The organism is Lentzea sp. NPDC059081 (assembly GCF_042738015.1).
In the GTDB taxonomy this organism is placed as follows: domain Bacteria; phylum Actinomycetota; class Actinomycetes; order Mycobacteriales; family Pseudonocardiaceae; genus Lentzea.
In genome coordinates this window covers 380,232-402,224 of record NZ_JBHYGW010000006.1, presented here as the reverse complement: position 1 = coordinate 402,224, position 21,993 = coordinate 380,232, and the positions used below count along the sequence as shown (strand labels likewise).

The 21,993-nt window shown below is 67.1% G+C and carries 13 protein-coding genes and 1 pseudogene; 12 read left to right on the top strand and 2 right to left on the bottom strand.

Annotated elements, in window-relative coordinates; genetic code table 11:
• The first annotated feature begins 157 nt into the window (after positions 1 to 157).
• The 4 genes and pseudogenes from ACFWV3_RS17305 to ACFWV3_RS17290 form a co-directional block, all read left to right on the top strand.
• Entirely contained in the window at positions 158 to 1,030 is an 873-nt protein-coding gene (locus ACFWV3_RS17305; protein ID WP_382412261.1) for a helix-turn-helix domain-containing protein, read from the top strand.
• A 35-nt stretch (positions 1,031 to 1,065) separates the two neighbouring features.
• A complete protein-coding gene (locus ACFWV3_RS17300; RefSeq protein ID WP_382412260.1) occupies positions 1,066 to 1,746 on the top strand; it encodes a 2OG-Fe dioxygenase family protein in 681 nt (226 codons plus the stop codon).
• Positions 1,747 to 1,817: 71 nt separating this feature from the next.
• Positions 1,818 to 2,897, top strand: coding sequence for a serine hydrolase domain-containing protein (locus ACFWV3_RS17295; protein ID WP_382412259.1), 1,080 nt, complete (start codon positions 1,818 to 1,820; stop codon positions 2,895 to 2,897).
• Positions 2,898 to 3,129: 232 nt separating this feature from the next.
• Positions 3,130 to 3,825 (top strand): annotated as a pseudogene (locus tag ACFWV3_RS17290) (zinc-binding dehydrogenase); the annotation flags it as partial.
• Between the two features lie 27 nt (positions 3,826 to 3,852).
• Here the strand turns inward: ACFWV3_RS17290 and ACFWV3_RS17285 are convergent.
• The gene (locus tag ACFWV3_RS17285) at positions 3,853 to 4,644 is read right to left on the bottom strand and encodes a hypothetical protein (protein WP_382412258.1); all 792 of its coding nucleotides are present in this window, start codon (positions 4,642 to 4,644) and stop codon (positions 3,853 to 3,855) included.
• Positions 4,641 to 8,555: a caspase family protein gene (locus ACFWV3_RS17280; RefSeq protein WP_382412257.1), complete on the bottom strand. Its 3,915-nt coding sequence runs from the start codon at positions 8,553 to 8,555 to the stop codon at positions 4,641 to 4,643. Before ACFWV3_RS17280 ends, ACFWV3_RS17285 begins: the two co-directional genes overlap by 4 nt.
• 197 nt (positions 8,556 to 8,752) lie before the next feature.
• On the opposite strand from ACFWV3_RS17280, the gene ACFWV3_RS17275 reads away from it, so the two are divergent.
• The 8 genes from ACFWV3_RS17275 to ACFWV3_RS17240 all read left to right on the top strand — a co-directional run bounded on the left by ACFWV3_RS17275 (position 8,753) and on the right by ACFWV3_RS17240 (position 21,987).
• Positions 8,753 to 9,094 carry a hypothetical protein gene (locus tag ACFWV3_RS17275; protein ID WP_382412256.1) on the top strand — a complete coding sequence of 114 codons (342 nt, stop codon included), beginning with the start codon at positions 8,753 to 8,755 and terminating at the stop codon, positions 9,092 to 9,094.
• On the top strand, positions 9,091 to 11,436 hold the full coding sequence (locus tag ACFWV3_RS17270) for a hypothetical protein (RefSeq protein ID WP_382412255.1): 2,346 nt from the start codon (positions 9,091 to 9,093) through the stop codon (positions 11,434 to 11,436). Before ACFWV3_RS17275 ends, ACFWV3_RS17270 begins: the two co-directional genes overlap by 4 nt.
• 21 nt (positions 11,437 to 11,457) lie before the next feature.
• Positions 11,458 to 14,640, top strand: a complete 3,183-nt coding sequence (locus tag ACFWV3_RS17265; protein ID WP_382412254.1) for a tubulin-like doman-containing protein — start codon at positions 11,458 to 11,460, stop codon at positions 14,638 to 14,640.
• Positions 14,640 to 17,336, top strand: coding sequence for a hypothetical protein (locus ACFWV3_RS17260; RefSeq protein ID WP_382412253.1), 2,697 nt, complete (start codon positions 14,640 to 14,642; stop codon positions 17,334 to 17,336). Before ACFWV3_RS17265 ends, ACFWV3_RS17260 begins: the two co-directional genes overlap by 1 nt.
• Positions 17,337 to 18,190: 854 nt before the next feature.
• A complete protein-coding gene (locus ACFWV3_RS17255; protein WP_382412252.1) occupies positions 18,191 to 20,554 on the top strand; it encodes a nitrate- and nitrite sensing domain-containing protein in 2,364 nt (787 codons plus the stop codon).
• A gap of 41 nt (positions 20,555 to 20,595) precedes the next feature.
• Positions 20,596 to 21,033, top strand: coding sequence for a roadblock/LC7 domain-containing protein (locus tag ACFWV3_RS17250; RefSeq protein WP_330857098.1), 438 nt, complete (start codon positions 20,596 to 20,598; stop codon positions 21,031 to 21,033).
• Complete coding sequence (locus ACFWV3_RS17245) at positions 21,030 to 21,410, top strand: DUF742 domain-containing protein (RefSeq protein ID WP_325518312.1); 381 nt, start codon at positions 21,030 to 21,032, stop codon at positions 21,408 to 21,410. Before ACFWV3_RS17250 ends, ACFWV3_RS17245 begins: the two co-directional genes overlap by 4 nt.
• Positions 21,391 to 21,987, top strand: coding sequence for an ATP/GTP-binding protein (locus tag ACFWV3_RS17240; RefSeq protein WP_382412250.1), 597 nt, complete (start codon positions 21,391 to 21,393; stop codon positions 21,985 to 21,987). The genes ACFWV3_RS17245 and ACFWV3_RS17240 overlap by 20 nt, the downstream gene beginning before the upstream one ends.
• The last annotated feature ends 6 nt before the right edge of the window (positions 21,988 to 21,993 follow it).

Below are 21,993 nucleotides of genomic sequence, written 5' to 3'. Positions count from 1 at the left end.
GGCGTATGCGGCCATTCAGGGGCCTTGCCCTGGTCTGACGGCACTTGAGCGATGCGCTATGCCACCCTGATGAGGTTGGGAAAAGGCGTGCCTCTACGATCCGCATCCTGGGAATCCCACCTGACGACTCCCAGAAGACCTTTGCGAGGGCGAGATCATGACGTCGGTCCAAGGACCAGTCAGGCCGCGCAAGCTGCTCGGAGCCGAACTCCGCAGGCTGCGGGAGGACGCCGGGCTGACGCTCGAAGACCTCGCGGAGGTCTTGATGATCTCGAAGTCGAAGTTGTCCAGGCTGGAGACCGCCCAGGGCAACCCGACACCTCGGGACGTCAAGGACCTCATCCGTTACTTCAAGCTCGAGGGCTCGGTGAAAGCCGAGCAGTTCATGCGCTGGACGCGTGCCGCGAGCAAGAAGGAGTGGTGGCACAGCTACCTGCCCGCCATCAGGGGCGGTCTCGACCTCCACGTCGCGATGGAGGCCGAGGCGGCTGTGATCCGGGTCTACACGATCCCGGTGCTGCCCGTGCTGCTGCAGGTGCCGGCATACACCCGTGCCCTGTACGAGCGGATGGAACCGTGGCACAGCCAGGAGGAGCTGGAAAGGCTACTGGAGGTGCGAGCCAAGAGGCGCCACGCCCTGGAATATCGCGATGGAATGGAAAAGCTGAAGCTCGTGGCGGTGACGCACGAGTCGAGCATCAGGCAGCTGGTGGGCAGCGCCGCCATCATGCGTGATCAACTGAATCACCTGATCGAGCGATCCAGTTTGTCCAATGTAGAACTTAGAGTCTTGCCTTTCGGCACCACTCCTCCGTTCACGAGCACCTGCATGTGGGCCTACTTCGAGTTCGACGACTCGGAGGGAGACGTCGTCCACGTTGAAACACATGCGGGTTTCGGTTCGATTGAGACGGTCGAGCAGGTTGCCAGCTATCGGGCGCACCACGACGAGCTGATGCAGAGCTCTCTAGACCCCGATGAGACGCGGCGGCTCATCGAGTCGATCAGGGACACGGCCTTCGTGGGGTGACCCTTCCCCGACCCAACACACTGATGGATGTCCGCATGACTCAACCGAATACCGCTGTGCGCGAGAAGCTCTCGGCCGAGGGCTTCGTCGTGACCAATGACCGCGAGCTGGGCATGGTCGAGGTGTTTCGCGAGAAGTTCCACCAGACCTACTTCACCGATGAGCACCTCCGCAGCTACGAGGGCGACATCCCGGCCGACCGGCTTCGCGCGCGCGACGTGCTGCGCTACGACCGCATCGGTGGGGAGATCGCGATCAAGGGTCATCACGACATCGGGATCGAGGGCCGTGGCGAGCACGCCGGCCGTCGCGAGTTCGTCCGCACCGACCTCGCCGCCGACGAGCACTTCGTCGACTGGGTGAAGGCGATCCTCTCCGTCGTCCCCGAACAGGACCAGCAGGTCCGGGGGACCTTCGGCGTCAACCTCTTCCGCACGCGGTCCAAGGTCGTGACCCGGCCCCACCGCGATGGCGAGCAGTACATCATCGTCTACGTCGTCGACAAGAACTGCGACGGCGGCGAGACCATGCTGCACGACGGCACTGGTGACGTCCTCTTCCGCGGGACGCTCGTCCCCGGCGACCTGATCATCTTCAGGGACGAGGACTTCCTGCACAGCGTCACCGAGCTCGAAGCGATCAACGGCGAGTGCCGTCGCGACGCCCTCGTGTGCACGGTGAACTACTCGGACACCTACCCCTTGGGTGACAACTAGGGCTGTCCCCACCTCGGCCGCGGGGGCTGGCCACATGGTCACGCCCCCGCGCGAGCGAGACCGTAGCGATCATGAAGACACTCCTGATGGCGGCCCTGATCGCCACGACTCCCTTACCCCCGCTCAACCCTCAAGCCCTCCAGTCGGCCATCAACGACCTGGACCACCCCGCAGCGACCTCGGCCCAGCTGCGAGTCGACGGCACGGCGGGCACCTGGTACGGCACGGCCGGCACCGCGGACCAGCACCGGCCCGTCCGGCCGGACGACAGGTTCCGGATCGGCAGCGTCACCAAGGTCTTCGTGGCGACGGTGACCCTGCAACTCGCGGCGGAACGGAAGATCGACCTCGACCAGACCGTCCAGCACTACCTGCCGGGCGTGCTTCCGCCGAACCTGGAACCGGTCACCGTCGAGCAGCTGCTCAACCACACGAGCGGCATTCCGTTCGAGGTCGACATGCCCGACCTGAGCACTCCTGAGAAGGTCCTCGAGCACCGGTACGACCGCTGGGCGCCGGGAGAACGCGCCGAGCACATCCCGAACACCAAGGCGAAGTTCACGCCCGGCACGCAGCAGGAGTACCGCGGCATCAACTACGTGCTGGCCGCGATGGTCGTCGAGAAGGTCACCGGCCACGACTACGGCCGGGAGGTCGACACCAGGATCATCTGCCGGCTCGGCCTCCGGAACACCTACGTGCCCGGCCGCAACGAGACGGCGCTCCGCGGCAGCCATGTGCACGGCTACCTGAACGTGCCGGGCCAGGGGCTGGTGGACGTCAGCGACATCAACACCTCGCGGTCGTACGGCGAGGGCGACATGGTCTCGACTACGGCAGACCTCACCAAGTTCAGCAAGGCGCTCTTCAGCGGTGAGCTGCTGCCACCGAAAATCCAGGAGAAGTTGTTCACCCTGCCCGAGGTGTCCATGGTGGACGGTCGGGACGCCGCTTACTCGACAGGGCTGCAGACGTTCACACTCAACGGTGTCACGGTGTGGGGCAAGACGGGGGAGCAGTACGGTTACAACGCGGGGATGTTCTCCACGCGGGATCAGCAGCGGCGCATCGCTTACTCGTTCACGCCGACGGCACGGGACGACTCGCAGCAGCAGATGACGCTCCGGATCGCCAACGCGGCCACGAGCTGACGCGGTTTGATGCCGTACTGCGCCATCTTGCGGTAGATCGTGGCGCGCCCGATGCCCAGCTCGGCCGAGGCCCGGCGATCGTCGCGCCAGGTGCGGCCAGGCAGCGGACGATCTCGTCGCGCTCCAACGTCTGCAGACGGGTCAGGCGGTGCCCGCCGCTCACCAGGACCTCGGCGGGCAGGTGGTCCATGTCGATCACGTCGGACCGGGCTGCCGCCGCGCGCACGATGGCGCGGAGTTTCCCGGCATCGACACCGCCGGCGGTTACGCCGAGTACCTCAAGACGTCGGCGCGCAGCGTGGTGAAGATCGACGACGCCCTCGAACCGTCCGACGTGGCCGCGCTGGCCGACGCCGGGCTCACGGCCCACCACGCGGCGGCCAAGGCGGCGCGGCGGCTGCGGCCGGGGGACCGGTGCGTGGTGATCGGCGCGGGTGGTCTCGGTCACATCGGCGTCCAGGTGCTGAAGGCGCTGACCGCCGCCGAGGTGATTGTCGTCGACCGCAATCCGGACGCGGTGGAGCTCGCTTCGTCAATCGGGGCCGACCACGGAGTTGTCGCGGACGGAACGCACATTTCATCGGTTATGGATCTAACTGACGGTCATGGCGCGGAAACCGTCATTGATTTCGTGGGAGAAGGCGGGGCCACTCGTGACGGTCTGGGCATGTTGCGCCGGGCCGGCGACTACCACGTCGTCGGGTACGGCGAGAACATCGACGTCCCCACGATCGACATCATTTCGACGGAGATCAACCTGATCGGCAATCTCGTCGGGTCCTACAACGACCTTTGCGAGCTGATGGTGCTCGCCGCACAGGGGAAGGTCGCGCTGCACACGCAGAAGTACCCGCTGGACCTGTTCCAGGACGCGCTCGGCGACCTGGCCGCCGGCAGGGTGCGTGGGCGCGCGATTCTCGTGCCCTGACCAGCACACCCCCCGCGTCGGCAAGGATCACCGCGGGAGCAGGCCGCGGACTTGATCGGACTCGAGGTAGGCCTCGACCTTGTGGAAGGCGAGGCCGAGGTCCACGTCGAGGTCCGCGTCCACCTGGAAGGCGTTTGCCAACTTGTACGGCACGGCGACGATGTCGCCGTAGTCGGCGACGTTCACCCACCGTTTGACGTTCCCCGGTCTCGGGACCGGTCGCACGCCGTTCGGGTTCGGCTCGAGCCGGTCGAAGACCATGCGACGGATCGCGAGCGGGGAGCCGAGCGTGATCAGGAGATCGATCTCGAGATCGGGATTCGCGCACAACGCCTCGTAGGCCACCACGGAACCGAGTGAGTGCGCGATCACCACCGACGGTCGCCGTTCGCGAACCACCCCGGCCACGTGGTCGCGGGCGTTGTCCCGGCGGTCACGACGCTTGAGGTAGCTGCGCACCTCGCGCGTGGCCAGCGTGATGAGTGGTTCCGCAACAGCCATGGCGATCTTGCTGCCTGCCATGGCCTCGATGAGCTGCCGGATCGGCACCAGGCCGAGGTTCATCGCGTTCACCGGTCCGAGCAACTCGGTCGCCCACCCCAGGAGCAGTTCCTGTTCCTCCTCGTCGAGGAGGTCGGGGTCGACGCTGCTCTGCTGCACGGTCTTGTGGAGGTGATGAGCGTAGTAGGCGACGGTCATGTCCACATCGCCTCCCAGCGCGCTCGCCCACCTGCGGGACAGCCCCAGAGCGACCTCCTCGGGACTGAGCTTCGGCCGGTGGTTGTTGATGCCGTGCACTCCGACGACGACTTGCCTCATCTGGACTCCCTTTGTGACAGGACGATGACCTCGTCGTCGGTCTGAACGACCAGGTGGTCCCCACGCACCGCGACGATGTTCGTCGCGGCGCCGGACAGCTCCATCTGGTAATGAAGGGTCTGCGAGTCGACGTCCCACACGCGCAGGAATCCGTCTTTGCCGCAGGTCGCGGCACGGGCCGTTCCTTTATGCCGCCACGCCGCCAGAGCGGTGATCGGACCGGAATGCGCCTCGAACTCGATCACGTCCTGATCGTCGTCCGCGAGTGGTACCAGCCTGATCTCACCGTTGTCGCCCTTCTCCACACGGACGAGGCGGTCGTGGACGAAGAGGCTGCTGTGCCCGAGCGATGGCGTGCTCTGCACGGTGTTGGCCGCGGTCTCCCACAGTTTCGCGCCGGTGATCGGATGCCACACCCGTGCGAGTCCTCGATCGTCCTCGACGATCACCGATGCGCAGTCGTCTTCCGTCACGACCGAGACACCCGCGATCGCGCGGTCGAACGGTCCCAGCGTGAGCGAGTCTCCGGTGGAGCAGTGCACGCGCACGGTGTTGTCCACGTCGACCATTGCGACGACCACGCCTTCGAACCCCCAGCCACACCGCACAAGTGGTGCGGCACGGTGCTCTTCCTCTGCGGGTGACCAGTCGTGTGCGAAGGCCGTGATGTTTTTGGAGACCGCGAACCTGGTGCGCCGCTCGACCTTCGCCGGGTCCCAGACGCTGACCTTCCCGTCCGCGGACGCGCACACGATGGCCGGCCTGCCGTTGACCACGAAGGAAGCCAAGGCCGTCACCTCGCCGCTGACCTCTCCCAGATCGGTGCGGCCACCGGTACCGGGGTCCCACAACGCCAGTCTGCCGCTGGAGTCGCCGCTGACCACCACCGGTCCGCGCAGCCCTGGAACGTAGGCCGCCGCGGTGACCGCGCCACCTGCCGAGGGCATCCAGCGCTCATGCGCGAAGGTGGCGAGGTCTACGGACGCCACGACGCCGTGCTTGCTGAAGCTCAGCGCGCTGACACCGTTCTCGGCCGGGTACAGGGCCGTCACACCGGCCTGCCCGGGGAGTTGGTCCCAGTGGTCTGCCTCGAGGTTGTAGACGTAGTTCCGCGGCGCGGACTGTACGAGCACCCTGGAGTGCATGCGCCCGGCAAGGCTGAACGGGACCAGGCCGATCACGTGCTGCGCCGCGGAGGGAATCGTCCTGAGCTTCTCCCCGTCCTCGGAACTCCACAGCCGCAACGCCTGGTCGTCCGCGGACAGGAGCATCGGTGTTTCGCCATCCCGCTCGATCGCGGCGAGAGCGCGAACTGGACCCAGGTGCCCGGCGAGGATCAGACGCGGGATGGAGCCCTCGATGAGCGGCCACACGCGTGCCGTGCCCTTGTCGTCACCGGTGACGAGCTCATCGCCGTGATGCGTTGACGCACATAACGAGACCACGGGGTAGGGGTGCCGGACCTGGAAGAGCTCGCAGTACTCGGAAGTGGGGCCGTAGATTTGCACCACCGAGCTGGAGTTGGCGCCGGACAACAGCACAGGGGACGCCGAAGTGGACGGTGGGCGAGGCAGGTCGAGCACGAGCACGGGCTTGTACGTTCCGGTGCTGACCGCTTCTGCCAGCAGGACGTCACCCTCGCGTGCCGCGACCACCGCGAGCCGTTCCAGGTCACCCGGTGCCTGTTCGTGCTCGACCATCACCGCGTGCGCCGCACGAGCCAGTGATCGCAGCTCGCCGAGTGTCGTGTCCTCGGCGACTTCCGCGACGGCGAGCAGTACCTCCGGACGACCGCAGAGCAGGAAGTCCCTGTCCTTCAACAACTTTGGCAGCTGCTCCGTCCCGCGCGCGTGGTGGAGGACGTGGCGCAGGACGTAGGGGTCGGCGGTGGCCCAGGAATGCGTGCCCAGTATCAACGCGTCGCAGACTTCGAGTGCGGTGACGGGGTTCTCAACGGTGGGACTGATCGGGTGCTCGCGCAGGTGGTCCGCGAGACCCTCGTGGAAGAGCCGGTAGAGGTCTCCGTCGTCGGGCGCTGGAAGGACGCGCAGGTAGGAGCCGAGCGCCTTGAGCACCTGAACCAGCTCGTACCGGCTGGGGCGCAGGTGTGAAGGCTTTCTGAAGAGACCGGCCAGGTCGGCGATCACCTTCGCTGGTGCTCCCAGACCGTGCACCAGGGCGAGCGCGGCGAGCACCGGGCGAGCCCAAGGTTTGTCACCGTGGGCCGCGAGCCCCAGTTCCAGCGCGTCGGCGGCGTCGAGAGGGACCTCCTCACCGAGTGCTGTCGCCTCGGCGACGTCCGCCACCACGGATCGACTCTCGATCAGGTGGTTCAGGTACAACCGAGCGATCAGGAACTCGCCCCAGGCTGGCGGGGGGTCCGCTCGCACGAGTCTGTCTGCGATCGCGCCGGCGAGTGCGCCGCGGACATCAGGCCGGTTGATCTGGTACGCGGCATCGGACAGGAGGTTCCACGCGTAGCTCTCCAGGTCCTTGCGCAGCTGCGTGGGATCGGCGACGTCGAGGTCGACCACGCCGGTGGCCGCCGAGCGGATCACGTCTGTGACCTCGGACGTACTCCTGCTCGCGATCACCACCTCGCAGATGGGCTGGTCGCGCGTGTCCCGCAGTTCGCTCAGAGTGCGCAGGAGGGTGTTGAAGACCTGTGCCGGAGCCGTGGCCTCGTCCAGCGAGTCGACGACGATGACAGCCGGCGGGTCGTCCGGGTGTTGTTCCCGGTGCGACCGCAGCGCGGTCGCAAGTCCCTGCGGTGAATGGATGTTGCTGGCGCCGAACAACTGTGCGCTGATCATCGTGACGAGACCGGCCACGTCGCGGTGCCTGGCCGGCACCGCGGCCATCATGTCGATCTGCGGTGCCGCCCCGATGCGCTGTGTGATCGACGTCGTGCGCGGGGCCAGCAACGGATGCGTGGCACACACCAGTGCACCGAGCAGGGCGGACTTGCCGGTGCCCGCACGACCGGTGACCAACCGCGGACCGGCAGTCGCACCTCCGCGCAACCATGTGAGCAGGGTGCCGATCTCAGTTAAGCGTCCGGTGAAGTCCGTGTGGTTCTGCCCGTCGATGAACTGGACGTTCGCCGCGTCGACGAAGTAGGCAAGTCCGTCCTGGGCCTCTTTTCGAGGCGGCGGACTCACCTGTCTGTTGTCGAAGAAGGGCAGGTCGCGAACGTCCAGTTCACCACCGAAGAGAGTGGCCGTGGCAGTCTGCGGGGTGCGCGACTCGCTCTTCCGCACGACTTCGTCCAACTCTTCGCGAACGGTGCGTGCGAAGTCGCTGAACGGCACGTACGGCCGTCGCGAGTCGGTTTCCAGCAATCCGTCGCGGATCAACTCGAGGGTGTTCTTGAGGGCTGTGGTAAAACGTCCGTCAAACGCCGCTCTTGCGCTGCTCGTCGCACCTACGTACCAGACTTTGTCCGGGTGCCGGACTCGCATGACGTGATCCAGCTCGGCTGCTTTGCCGGCGTAGCACAAATCCAGGGAGAACAGGATGTGCGGACCGCTCTTCTGCAGGATGAAGTCACGGAGAAGGATGGTCATGTCCATCGACGGGCCGTCACGTGTCGAGTCGGAACCGCAGATGTTGAGCGATTCGACGACTTCGCCGGTATAGCCGTGGGTCATGATGTGCACGACCACGGCATCACCAGGGCCGTGGTCGCGCACGACTGCCCGGATCTTCGCTTCCATGTCCTCCGAAGCGGGATCCGTGATCCTGTCAACCTGGTACCCGACCTGCTTGAACGCTGTGGCCAGCTCGTCGACCTCGTTGCTGAACGGCAATGCCTTCAGCTGGTCGAGGGGAACGTCGAATCCGTCATCGGTGCCCCCGAAGGTTGTCACATCGATCAGCAGTGCGGTTCGCCGGTATCTGTGCTCAGGCATTGCTCCACCTCCCGCGCGTGATCGGCACGGCCTGTTAGCCCCTGCGGCAGTCGTTGCGTCGAACGTGCGATGAGTTGCGTTAGCGAGGGTCGGCCAATTCACGCATTCGGCGCATCCCGTGGACCGCCTGTAACGGCTGTGTGCCCATTGCCGAAGCAACGTGCAGTCGTTATCCGCTGCTGCACCGGGGGTGCTTCGTGACCAGCGCTGTTGTCGCTGATTCGTACGGGACGGGCACCTCGCCGCCGCGCTGGCCGCTGCTGTTGTCCGTCGTTGTCCTATTTTTGGCAACTTTTCTGGGCTTTGTCGCGTGGAATTCTTCGCAAGCCTGGTTGTACGACGGCGTTGGCTGGTTTGGCGCGACCTGGATTTCGGAGGGGAGTTTCATCGCCTATCGGCTCGTCGACCGGAGACGGCGTGCTCGTCCCGACTACGTGACGAACTCGGTGGAGAAGCCGCTCTTCGGCGTCGTGACGGTTCTCTGCTTATTGGTCGGTGTCTGGCACGCCTACTGGCTTGCACTCTGGTGGGCGTCGTGAGGCGCGTGCTGCTGTTCCTGGTCGTGATGATCGCCGTCGGCGTCCCCGTGGTGTTGCCGGCACAGGCGGTCGCACGGGACCAGGATGCGATCTCGGAGATCGCCGGATGCGTGCGGGAGCGCGGAAAACTCGCGGTTCTGATGTTGATGGACGAGTCGACCAGCCTGCGGGAGAACGACCGCGACGACAACCGGGTGACGGCCGCGATGGTGGCGGTGAGCCGGTTGAAGGCGAGCCTCGCCGTCCCCGACTCCAGACCCGTGTCCGTGCGGATGCGCCTGGACGGGTTCAGCTTCGACGTGAAACCGGGCATCTGGCGCGACCTGGCCACGGAGGAGACCGCGATCGAGGCCGATGTCGCCGGGTTCGCACAACGCGACGGAATCGACGGAACCGACTACGTCAAGGCGCTCAGCAGTGCCAACGAGACCCTGCTCCAGCAGGTGGAAGACAGCAGGGCGCGCGACGAGGATCCGCCGTGCCAGCTGCTGCTCTGGTTCACCGACGGGGTGTTCATGCCCCGCGCCGTCTCACCGTCCGCGGAGGACATGAGCGAGTTGTGCGGTGCGGACGGCGTGGTCACGCGGTTGCGGACGACTGGTGCCACCATGCTCACCGTCGGGCTCAAAGGGGAAGGCCCTCCCGATGAGAACCTGTTGCGCTCCATCACCGGTCTGAGTGACGGATGTGGTGTCAACGCGTCTCGCGATCTCGGGTACTACCTGTCCGCGTCCGACGGGCCAGGCTTGATCGACGCGTTCGCGCGGATCGTCTACGGACCGGTGAGCGATTGTGGGAGTGACTGCCGGTTCGTGCTCGAACCGCCGATGCGCAACGCCTACGTGTTGATCCACACCGACGGTTCCGGCCAGCCCCTACGGCTGGTGCCACCCAGAGGGCAGGATGGACTTTCGTTGCTCTACCAAGGAAACGCGGCCGAGATCGCGGGAGTGTCGGTGCGCTGGGAGTGGATCAGCAAGAACCTGGTGGTGCTCAACGGCGACCTGGCTCCTGGCGACGCGGCGCGATGGAAGGGGGAGTGGCGGGTCGAGGGCAGTTCGCTGAGGTCCGGCCGGGTCTTCCTGACCAGCAATCTCGAACAGCGGCTGGCTGAGGAACCCGTTTTCCTGCAGGGAGAACCGTGGCGGGTGCGCACGGAGGTGCTGGCGGGTGGCAGGGCGTTCGCGCCGGAGAACCTTGCTCCGCTGCATCCCGAGATCGTCGTGTCCATTTCGGATGGTGAGGACACGGTGAGCCGTACGGTGCAACCCGACACCGCGCGGTCGTCTGTTGCCGAGGTGGCGTTCGACGCGCCGGCGTGGCGTGCGTCGGAGGTCACGGTCAAGGTCGAGCTGCGTGTACGGACCCCATCCGGCATCGAGATCAATCCCTCGCCGTTGGTGCGCAAGGTACCGGTGAGAACGCCGCTCTCGGTGACGCCGAAGTCGCTGTCCCTGCCGAAGCGACAGGGACGCGAACCGATCCGCGGTGTGATCACCGTCGCCGCCGGCACCACGCCCGGCTGCGCGTGGATCGACGACGCCCGGACGACGGTGCGCCCGGCCCAGGTCAAGCTGATGGCCGATGCGAAGGCCGACGCCTCTGACCGTTGTGTGCGGGTCGACGCCGGCAAGCGCGTGGAGGTGCCGTTCGAGCTGGGTGTCAGCCGAGGTTGCCGGTGCCTCGTCCGAGGCGTGCTGCCGGTGGTGCTCGAGGTCGACGGCAAACCGGTGCCCGTGGGCGTCCCGTTCGAGTTCGTGTCGGAGGCGAATGCGCTGGACCAGATCGTCGCGATGCTGGTGCTCCTCCTGCTCACCCTGGTTCCACTCGGCCTGATGCTGTTCGCGAACTGGTTCTGGGTGGCGAGGTTCGCTCATCCACGCCTGCTCACCGTTCTGTGCCTGGACGTCGAGGTGACCCCCGAGGGCGTCCAGTGGGACGACCGCTGGTGGGAGCGAGGTGAGTACTACCCGCCGAGCAGGCCACCGCGTCGCAGGCTGACCGCGCAGTCGGTGGAGTTCCGCACCAGAACTCCGCTCAACCCGTTCAGACCGCCGCTGGCCAGAGCGGTCACCACTCACGGCCGTGTGCTGGCCACACCGGACTCCACCAGTCCCGGCCGGATGGTCGACGGCCTTCCGCTCAACCTGACCGACCAGGTCGTGGTGGTGGCCGATGAGGAGCGGGCCTACCAGCGCTTCACCGCAGACGTGGTGATCGTGCTGGACGCCGGCTGGCTCGATCCCGAACGCGTGGCCCGCCTGCGCGACCTCGCGGGCAGGGCGGCGACCCGGCTGCGGCCTCCGCGCCGCGGACAAGACCAGGACCACAGACCGGACTGACACCCCAAGAGGAGCTATCCAGTGTTGCAACCCTTCCTGTTCGTCGGTGTCGGTGGATCTGGCGGCGACACCCTCCGCTTCCTGCACCGTGAGCTCAGCCAACGACTACGGCGCGCGGGCATCACCCGGATGCCCTCCGGCTGGCAGTTCGTCCACATCGACACGCGGGTGACGGAGGAGTACGCCGACGGCCTGCCGCACAGCCCGAACAGCGACTACGTTCCCCTCGCCTCGCGCAACGTCAGCTATCGCAGACTGGTGACCGCGGTGAACGACAGACCCTCCGCGGTCAGGGCCGCGTTCTCCGGCTGGCGGCCGGACCCCGACCGCGTCCACGTGGCGATCGAGGAGGGCGCCGGCCAGTACCGCGCGATCGGACGCGCCGTCGCGATCCACCGCATGCAGCAGATCAACACCAGCCTCGCGCTCGCCGTTCAGCGCGTGGAACAGGCGGACGCACTGGCGAGCCTCGACGACGTGGCCGCCGCCCTGCTCGGCGAGCGCCCCGGTGGTACCGCGCCCACCCCGATCGTCGTGGTGTTCTCGTCCCTCGCGGGCGGCACCGGATCCGGCATCTTCCTGGACGTGTGCGACCTGTTGCGCGGGCTCGACCGGACCTGGACCGACAACTCGGTGGCCGTTCTGTACGCACCGGACGTCTTCCGCGAGCTGCGCGACGACCTGCGCAAAGGCGTGCAGGCCAACGCGCTGGCAACGGTGTCGGAGATGCTCGCCGGTCACTGGCTCGCCGATCCGGGCCCGGACCCCGTGCACGTCGCCGCCGGAGCGGTCTTCCAGGACATGCGGCGCAGCGGTCCCGCACACTCGTTCCTGGTCGGCATGAGCAACGGCCAGCTGACCTTCCACGACCAGAACGACGTCTTCGGGGTAGTGGCCCGGTCGATGGCCGCATGGGCGACGAGCCCCGCGATCCAGCAGCAGTTCTCGTCATACGTCCAGAGCAACTGGCAGCAAGGCGCCGACCGCGCTGACCCGCTCGGGCTCGTCAAGTCGTCGCTCGACATGCCGTTCTCGGCGCTCGGCTATGCGAGCGTGACGCTCGGCAGAGACCTGTTCCGCCTCTACAGCGCGCAATGCCTCGCACGAGCCAGCGCTGAGCGCCTGCTCTTCGGTCCTACCGGGAAGCAGGCCGACCTCGACGAAGCGGTGCGCCAGCGCGAGAAGGAGTTCGGCCGTTCTGCCAGAGGTCTCACCAACGCGACGCAGAAGTCGTTGTTCGACAAGCTGAACCCGCGACGGTCGGAAGCACTCGCGGCCGAGCGCAGCGAGGTTTTGAAGACCGTTGGCGTCGTTCCACGTGAGATCGGCGAATGGGCGAGCGTCATCAGCACGGCTGTCGACAACCGCGTGGAGGGCTTCCTCAGCAGACAGCGGCCGATCCTCTGGCGGCTCGCGGAGGCGTGGGCGAACGAGGTCCAGGGCCTGCTGCTGAAGGAGATCCGCGAGTCGATCGTGGCGGACGGCATCGTGGTGACACATCTTCTGGTGCGTTCACTCATCGACGACATCGTCGGGACGGAGGTTCCCAGCACCCACGACCTGTCCATCCAGGACGACCAACGTGCCGCCGAGTTCGTCAGCGAGATCGTCAAGGCGCTCGGCTCCGCGCCGGCGAGGGGGTGGTTCGGCGGACGCAAGCTGTTCGGGCCGGAGAACGAGCGGGTCGTCGGCGGCGTCAACCGGGGCATCGAGGCGGCGATGGGCCGCGGGTTCGACGCGGAGGTGCGCAGGTTGTGCGCCGAGTTGCTCGCCGACTTCGCCGAGAACCTGCTGGAGCGGCTGTCGGGCGAGCTCGCCACCGCGGTGCACCAACTGCGGGAGGACTCGACTCCGGGCTCCGACGGCACGCCCGCCCTGACCAGCCAGTGGCCACAGGGACCTGCGTACCCGGTGCCCTTGGCTCTGCGGCCGAGCCGTACGCGCTTCCTCGTCGACCCCGTGGAGGACTACCCCCGCGTCTTCACCGACTTGCTCTGCGAAGCGTCGGGAGAACAGCTCTCCGGTGATGCGATCACGGCGGCGGTGCGCGCGGTCCTGCTGACGGACAGGGGGGCCGACGACACCAGCACGATCAAGTTGCTGGAGCAGACGTCGAGCTGGCAACCGGTCGCGGTGCGGCTGTGGTCGGGACGCCAGAAGGTTGAGCAGTCCGCCGCGTTCCGCGTTCGCGCCTCCGCCACTGACCTGCTCGGTCGTTGTGACGCCTGGGTGTGGGAGGTGCGGGGTTTCAGCGAGTACCTGCGGCACACGCTGTCCGACGCACTCGGTGACGACCAGCCGGACATCGTGCAGCAGGAGCGCCTGCGCCGGTTCGTCAACGGTCTGGAGCAGGCGATCGCGGCGTCCGCACCCCTGGTGCGCCTGGACAACGGGTACACGTCCAGGTACCTGGACCCCGGTGCCGCCGCGTACCGCCCGTTGATCAGCCCGATTCCGCTCAAACCGGGATCACAGGCCTACGACCAGACGAAGAACCTGCTCATGCGTCACCTCAGGCTCGACGAGGACCGGGTCGTCGCGCAGTTCAGCACCAAGGGACCGAGTGACGTCGAGCTCACCTCGTTCCTGAGCGCGCCGTGCCACCCCATCGCGTTCAGCTCGCTGACCGAGCCGATCCAGGGCGACTGGCAGACGAGGCGCGGTGAACCGAGCAAGCGGGAAGGCTTCGCAAGGTGGCGCAGGGCCCGTCCTCTGCCGCGTGCCGTACCGCTGCCCTTCGCCGAACGCAGGGCGCTGGTGCGCGGCTGGCTGCTGGCGCACGCGGTGAAGACCGAGATCCGGATCGACGAGGCAGGGGAGCAGCTGCACATGCGGACCAGGCTCACCACCCCGTTGACCTTCAAGGTCTTCACCACCACGCCGGACGTCTCCGACGCTTTCGACACGCTCGCGGCCTTGCTGGAGTCGATGCCGCTCGTGCTGATCGAGCACCTGGACCGCGATCCGATCGCGTTGCGCTCGTATCAGGAGCTTCTCAAGCTCGACGGCAACAGGGACCAGATCGTGATGGGCACGGAGGGCGCCCTGGCCGCGCTGAAGGAGGCCCTGGTGACTCTCGAGTCCGAAGCCGAGCGCAGGCTGCCGGCCATGGTGCCCGCCGACGTCGAACGCGCGTGGGACCTGCGCGAGGACATTTTCGACGCGCTACGGGTGATCCGTGAGATCGTCGAGGGGACGGGCTGATGCCGGACACGATCACGCTGCTGGCCGTGTCCGGGTCGCCTGGTGTGCGCGAGGCGATCCAGGCTTGGTCGGCCAACGGGCTGCTGCGGCAGTCGGTGTGGATCGAGCGCGAGGACCTCGCGAAGAACCCTCCAGGTGTGATGAGCACCGAGGTGACAGCGATCGGCAGAGCCGCGGTCAGCTGCGAGCTGCGCGAGGCGCTCGGATCAACCGCCTACCGGTTGATCCGGGTGGTGTCGGTGCGGCAGGTCCTCGACGACGAGACCGACACGGAGTTGAACGACCTGCTTGCCGCGTTCACGCTGAGGCTGCGCGAACGCGTCTCCGAGACCACCACGCTGCTTCGGATCAACGTGGTGGTGCCGCCTGACGGCGAGGTCGCCGCGAAACGCCTGATCGACCCGGACTGCGCTGTCAACGTCGTGGTGTCACCGGAGGACCGCCCGGCGGAGAACATGATCGACCAGGGCCTCGACGACTCCGAGGTGTTCGCGGGTCACACGGCCCTGGCCTGCGCGACCATCGGTGCGTTGTGGTCGTCCACCGAGGACGGTCCCTTCGACGACTCGCAGGAGTTCGGATCCGGTGCCCGCGGCGGTGTCGTCGTGGTGCGGCCGTTCGCTCGCGTCGCCGACTGCAGACCGTTGCCCGAGCAGATCCTGCCCGCACTGCTGCACGACGGCGTTTCGGCGCTCGGTCAGTACCGGCCGCACCGGCGCGCCTACGTGGTCGACGACAAGAAGCTGATCGAGGAGGCGGCGGAAGCGTTCGTGAGGGTCGATGGCCACGCGTTGTGCTACCACCCGCCGGAGAAACCGCCGCTGGTCAAACCGCGGCGGCGGGTGCGCAAGACGTTCAGGATGCTGTGGAGTTTCTGGCGCAAAGCGATCGGCAACGGCGTTCTGCAACTCGGCAGGACACCGTTGACGCGCCTGGAGCCGGAAGAGGAACAGTGGTTGCTCGACGCGTCGGAGGACGGGGAGCGGGGGCGGTTGTCGCCGGACGAGGCCGCCGACCTGGCCGCCCAGGCACCGGACAGCCTGCGCGAGAACCCCATGATGCCCCGCACCGTCCCGGCCGAGCCGAATCTGTGGCCACCGTTGCGGCAGCTCGGCTTCAGCCTCGTCGACGGCGGGAACTTCCCGAGTGAGCTCGAGGAGCTCGAGAAGCTGCGGCCGAGCGTCTCACACCCGAGCTGGGTCGCCGCGCCGCCAGAGGAGACCTTTGTCGTCGGTGACGCCGCAGCCAGGATCCTGGAGAGCTGCGACATCATCGTCGCCGGCATCCGACCCACGGACAGCTTCGCGGCGGGCAACCTCCTCAAGCAGCTGCGCAGGGCGGAAATGGCGGTGGCGGAGCGGAAAGGGCTCCACCGCGAGGTGAGGGCCGAGCAACTGCTCGTCCTCCAGCAGTGCAAACAGGACTTCGACGCGTGGATGGAACGCAATCACGGGAAGAACTCGTTGATCGGGCGGCTGGTCCACCACGTCGACGAGGAGATCGAGAAGGCCTTGCTGGCGCTGGTCGGTCTCAAGAACGAGTACGAGTCGCAGAACAAGCGGCGCGTGGAGAAGCTGAAACCGCTGGAACGGATCCGTGACAGGCTCGTCCTGCGCATGACCGTGTGCATGGCTCTCATGGTCGCCGCGATCGCCGGCTGGACGGCCGACCTGGTGGTCGGCCTGCCGTCCTGGCTGTTCGTGGTGGTGGGAGCGGTGACGGCTGGGGCCGTGGTGACGCAGTTCTACGTCTTCCAGCTGGCGGCGAAGGCGACCGCGCTGGAGGACGCGCTGGCTCTGCTGGAAGCTCGTCGTGTGCAGACCATGGCGGCGGTGAAGCGGTGGCCTGGTGAGGTCGAACGGCTGGGCGCCCTTTACAACATCACGCTCGACTGGGGCGAGATCATCGGCTGGATGCTGCACAAGCCGTTCTCCTACACCTACGCCGAAGACGGACTCGGGGCCATGGCTCCTCATCGGCCGGAAGCCTTCCACTGGGGACGAGCGGGGATGGATTCGTCCGCGGCGACCGAGCTGGCCACCGCGGTGACCCACGACGTGTTCACCCCGGGGTGGATTCACGACCTGTACGTCAAGGTGTACGCCAGCGCCGTCCCGGAGTCCGTCACCGCGATGGCACCGGACGCGTACAACGATGCTGATCGATCACCGGCCATGTCCAGGCCGACGAGACGGCCGGACACGTCCGATGATCCGGACGACGAACAACCTGTTCCGCCGGCGGGCCCCCCGCACGCGCGGGAGAAGCTGCTCCGGGAGTTCCGGGAACTGCGCTGCGGAGCCACCGCCGGCAAACATCTGGCCGAGGGCATCGAGCAGGTGCTGCTCACCATGCAGCCGGAGAAACTGCTGACCGCGGTCGAGGTCGGCAAGAGGCCCGACGCCGTTCCCGCCGTCGACTTCCTCACCGCCGCGCTGCCCAAACCGGTCGGTGGCGCACCCTGTCCGCAGCTCGCGATGTCAATCTTCAGCGATCACGGCCGGATCGCCAACAAGGGCAAGGTCGTTCGAGTGCACTTGTGGGGGGTCGCGCACCGGCTGCTCGACAAGCACAGCGGCCAGGTGCGGTTGCACCGGGGAGGCGCAGCGGAAGGCAGCGTCCAGTACCAGCTGTCCATCATCAGGCTCGACGTGTCCTCGGGATGTGATCCGGAGGATCTGCGCCTGCCCACGTGAGATGCCTTTCGGCTGAATCCGCAGAGGACACCACAGGACGGGCTCGGCAGTTGGGTGTCCGAAACCGACTGAAGAAATGTATTGCAAATCGAAGTATTGGCGTCGCTGTTCTCGGATGAGCGGTAGCTGAGGCAGTGTGCTCGTGCTCGCGGTGGGCCGGGCTCGCGTGGGGCAGAGCGCGATGGGGGACCGGGTGCGGTGCGGACGATCCTCGCGCACTGACGAAATTGGACTCACCGCAGCGTGTGGTCTGTCCGATGCTCGCGACAGCCGACCCGTAACCAGGGCCGGCTGTCGTCGTTGTTCCTGGAGGAGTCCTGCGCGAGACAGGCGGGCTGTCGTGATAGAACGTTCTGGAGGTGGGCCCCGAGATCGTCGCGACCGGTTCCGCGACCGTGGTGATGATCACCATCTGGGAATGGTCCTGCTTCAGCGCGTTCACTCCGAGCAGTTCGGGACTCCGGCGCCTTTCCAAACCCGCCGGTGACGGAAAGCAACGTCCGGTCGCCCTCCGTCCTGCTCGGGGCTACTTCGCGTACCCTCCTGCGGGTCTCGGTGCAATAGTTGAGACGTTTCTGGTGTTCACTTCGATAAACACCGCTCACGCACCTCTACCTGGGAAAGCGCCTTCCTGTCCCGAGTCGGCAGGACTCAACTCGGGAACAGGGGTGTTGCACACCGCATCTGACTGAGTACTCTGCTCACACCCCCTCAAGATCATCGCTGTTGATCATGCACTTCAAGCGGTGCTATCTTTCCGTCGCCAATTCGGGTGGTCGTGGAGCGTTGTGAAGCTGAAGAACGTGCCGGACACGAATTACAAGACAATTCGTTCTCGGCTCACTGGTGTCGTGGTGGTTCCCAGCATCGTCCTCTTGGTGATGTGGGCGCTGTTCTCGTCGTACACGGTGTTCGAGGGGCTGTACCTCCAGCTGGTCGCCGCCGGCGCGCGTGACGCCTCGATTCCCGCCGTGCAGTCGCTCGCGTCGCTGCAGAAGGAACGCGAGCTGACGATGACGAGCCTGAGCAAGCCGGGCTCGGGGACCACCGCGCTGGTGAAGCAGCAGCAGGAGACGGACTCGGACGTCGCGTCGATGAAGACGGCGTTCGCCGAGCTCGCGTCCCAGGCGCCGCAGGAGGTGGTCGACAAGATCAACAAGCTCAACGCGGTGCTCGACCAGCTGCCGGAGCAGCGCGAGAGGGTCGAGTCGGGCACAGCGCTCAAGCAGGAGATCTACCGGTACTACAACAGCGTGCTCGACGCCGGTGCCTCGCTGTTCAGCACCCAGGCCCGCATCGTGCCGGACGCCGAGACGGTGCAGGGCGCCCTCACCGGCTTCCAGTACTTCCTCGCCAACGACGCGATGTCGCGGTCCAGCTCGATCGCCGCCGCCGCGATCGCCGCGGGCAGGTTCACGCCGGAGGAGCACCGCGAGTTCGTCACACTGGTCGGCGGGTACCGCTCGTACCTGACCTCGACCGAGCCCGACTCGCTGCCGAACGTGCGGGACCACTACAAGGAGATCGTCAGCAGCGCCCAGTGGCAGCAGCTGGTGAACCTCGAGAACCGCCTGCTGCAGAACGCGGAACGGCCGATCGGCAACTCCGTCACCCTCGCCGACTGGGAGTCCGCGAGCCGCGCGGTGTCGACCGAGCTGACCACGCTGGTGCAGGAGCAGACGACCGGCGCCGTCAACATCGCCATGTCCAACGGCGAGAGCAAGTTCACCCAGGTGCTGATCGGCTCGCTGATCGCCCTCGTCGCGGTGATCATCGGAATCTTCCTGGCCGTGCGCATCTCCAGCCGCCTGGTCAACAAGGCGTTGATCGTCCGGCTCACGAACCTGAAGAGCGACTCGCTCAAGCTCGCCCACGAGCGGCTGCCGAACATCGTCGAGCGGCTGCGCGACGGCAAGCACGTCGACGTGGCGGCCGAGGTCCCCGCGCTCGACTACGGCAACGACGAGATCGGCCAGGTGGCCGACGCGTTCAACGCCGCGCAGTACACCGCGGTCGCCGCGGCGGTGAAGGAGAGCCAGACGCGTGAGGGCGTCAACCGGGTCTTCCTCGACATCGCGCGCCGCAACCAGGGTCTGGTGCACCGCCAGCTCAAGATCCTGGACAAGCTGGAGCGCGAGGAGGAGAACCCCGACCACCTCGACGCGTTCTTCCAGCTGGACCACCTCGCCACCCGCGCCCGCCGCAACGCCGAGAACCTGATCATCCTCACCGGTGAGCAGCCCGGCAGGCAGTGGCGCAAGCCCGTCCGCATGCTCGACGTGGTGCGCGCGGCCGTCGCGGAGACCGAGCAGTACGCCCGCGTCAAGGTGAACCCGGTGCCCGAGGTGGCACTGGTCGGCGCCGCCGTCGCGGACGCGATCCACCTGATCGCCGAGCTCGTCGACAACGCGACGTCGTTCTCCTCGCCGCGTTCGCAGGTCGAGGTGCACAGCAGCGAGGTGCCGCAGGGCCTCGTCATCGAGATCGAGGACCACGGTCTCGGCATCAAGGCGGAGGACCGCGAGCAGCACAACGAGATGCTGGCCGCACCGCCCGACTTCGAGGCGATGAGGCTGCGCGGCGAGTCCCGCCTCGGCCTGTTCGTCGTCGCCCGGCTGGCCGCCCGCCGCGGCGTCCACGTCGAGCTGCGCGACTGCCCGTCCGGCGGCACGATCGCCCTCGTGCTCATCCCGTCCGACCTGATCGTCGGCGAGGCGGGTGCCGCGGACCCGGTCGAGGCCACGCAGATGCCGAAGCCGACGTTCCGCCAGCAGACGCTGCAGCAGGCCTCGCACCCGACGCTGCAGGGCGACCTGGTGCACGAGGACGCGTCCTCCCGGCCGACCGAGACGTTCGCCCTGGACGAGTTCTGGGCAGAGGCGGGTGCGGGAAAAGGCCGCGGTCCGGTCCAGCCGCGGGAACCGGAGATCAGCGGTCGCCTCGAACTGCCGCAGGACGACGGCCGCCAGGCCGGGGCGTGGCCGGAAGACGACCAGGCGGAAGGCGTTGAGACGCGTCAGGACACCAGGCCGGAGCTGCCGCGCCGGAGGCGGCAGCAGCACCTCGTACCGCAGCTGGCCAACGACGAAATCCGGCCGATGCCCGACCTCGACGAGCTGAACAACGAGGACCGGGCGGAACGAACTCGCGACAGCATGTCGGCCTTCCAGCGGGGCACGCGCAACGCCCGCCAGACGGACGACGTCGTGGAACCGTGAAACTGAACGTGGGACGACTGAACACCGAAAGGGATACTTCAGTGGACGACAAGACCGGCGGGCACCCCGAGCTCAACTGGCTGCTGGACGACCTCGTCTCCAGAGTGATCGGCGCACGCCACGCCGTGGTCCTGTCCGCGGACGGCCTGCTGCTCGCCCGATCTCCTGAACTGTCCAAGGACGACTCCGACCACCTCTCTGCGATGGCGTCGGCGTTCCAGAGCCTCGCGAGGGGCACCGGACGGCACTTCGGAGGCGGGCAGGTCCGGCAGACCATCGTGGAGATGGAGCGCGCCCACCTGTTCGTCACCGCCGCCGGCCAGGGCGCCTGCCTGGCCGTGGTCGGGGACGAGGACGCGGACATGGGAATGATCGCCTACGAGATGAACATGCTGGTCAAGCGGGTGGGCAGCTACCTGTCCTCGGCACCGAGGACACTGGCCTCACCGAGGCTCCCCAACGCGCTCGGCCTGTCATGAGCCAGCACTCGGCCGACTGGTGGTACGACGAGGCGGCGGGCCCCCTGGTCCGCCCCTACGCGATGACCAGCGGCCGCACCAGACCGAAGCCGGCGGGCGACGAACTGACTCTCACGACCCAGGTCCGGGCTCTCCGCACGACCTCGGACCAGGGTTCGCTCCTCGTGGAGCACCTCGAGATCATCAAGCTCTGCCGGAAACCGCTTTCCGTCGCGGAGGTCGCCGCCTACCTGAACGCGCCGCTGGTCGTCGTGAAGGTGCTGCTGAGCGACCTCATCCAGCGCGGTGACGTCATCACGCGCGACCCGTCGCGGACCGCGGTCCCCATGGACCTGAACCTACTCCAGAAGGTGCTCGATGGTGTCCGTGCAATCTGAGGGGCGCGGCGAAGAACTGCTCGTCCCCTCGTCGGTCAAGATCGTCGTCGCCGGCGGGTTCGGCGTCGGCAAGACCACGATGGTCGGCGCGGTCAGCGAGATCACCCCGCTGCGGACCGAGGAGCTCCTCACCGAGGCGGGCGAGGAGATCGACGACCTCGCCGGCGTCGAGGGCAAGAACACGACCACGGTCGCACTGGACTTCGGGCGCATCACGATCAACCCGGAGCTCGTGCTGTACCTGTTCGGCACGCCGGGCCAGGACCGCTTCTGGTTCATGTGGGACGAGCTGTCCGTCGGCTCGATCGGCGCGGTCGTGCTGGTCGACACCCGCAGGCTCGACGCGGGCTTCGGCGCCATCGACTTCTTCGAGCGCAGGGGCATCCCGTTCGTCGTGGCCGTGAACTGCTTCGAGGGCAGCCACTCCTACACCGCGGACGAGATGCGCCAGGCGCTCGACGTCGCGGACACGGTGCCGCTCGTGCTGTGCGACGCCCGCGACCGCGAGTCGTGCAAGGCGGTGCTGGCGCGCGTGATCGAGCACGCGATGAACCGGCTCGACGCGATGGCCGGCTAGGACCGG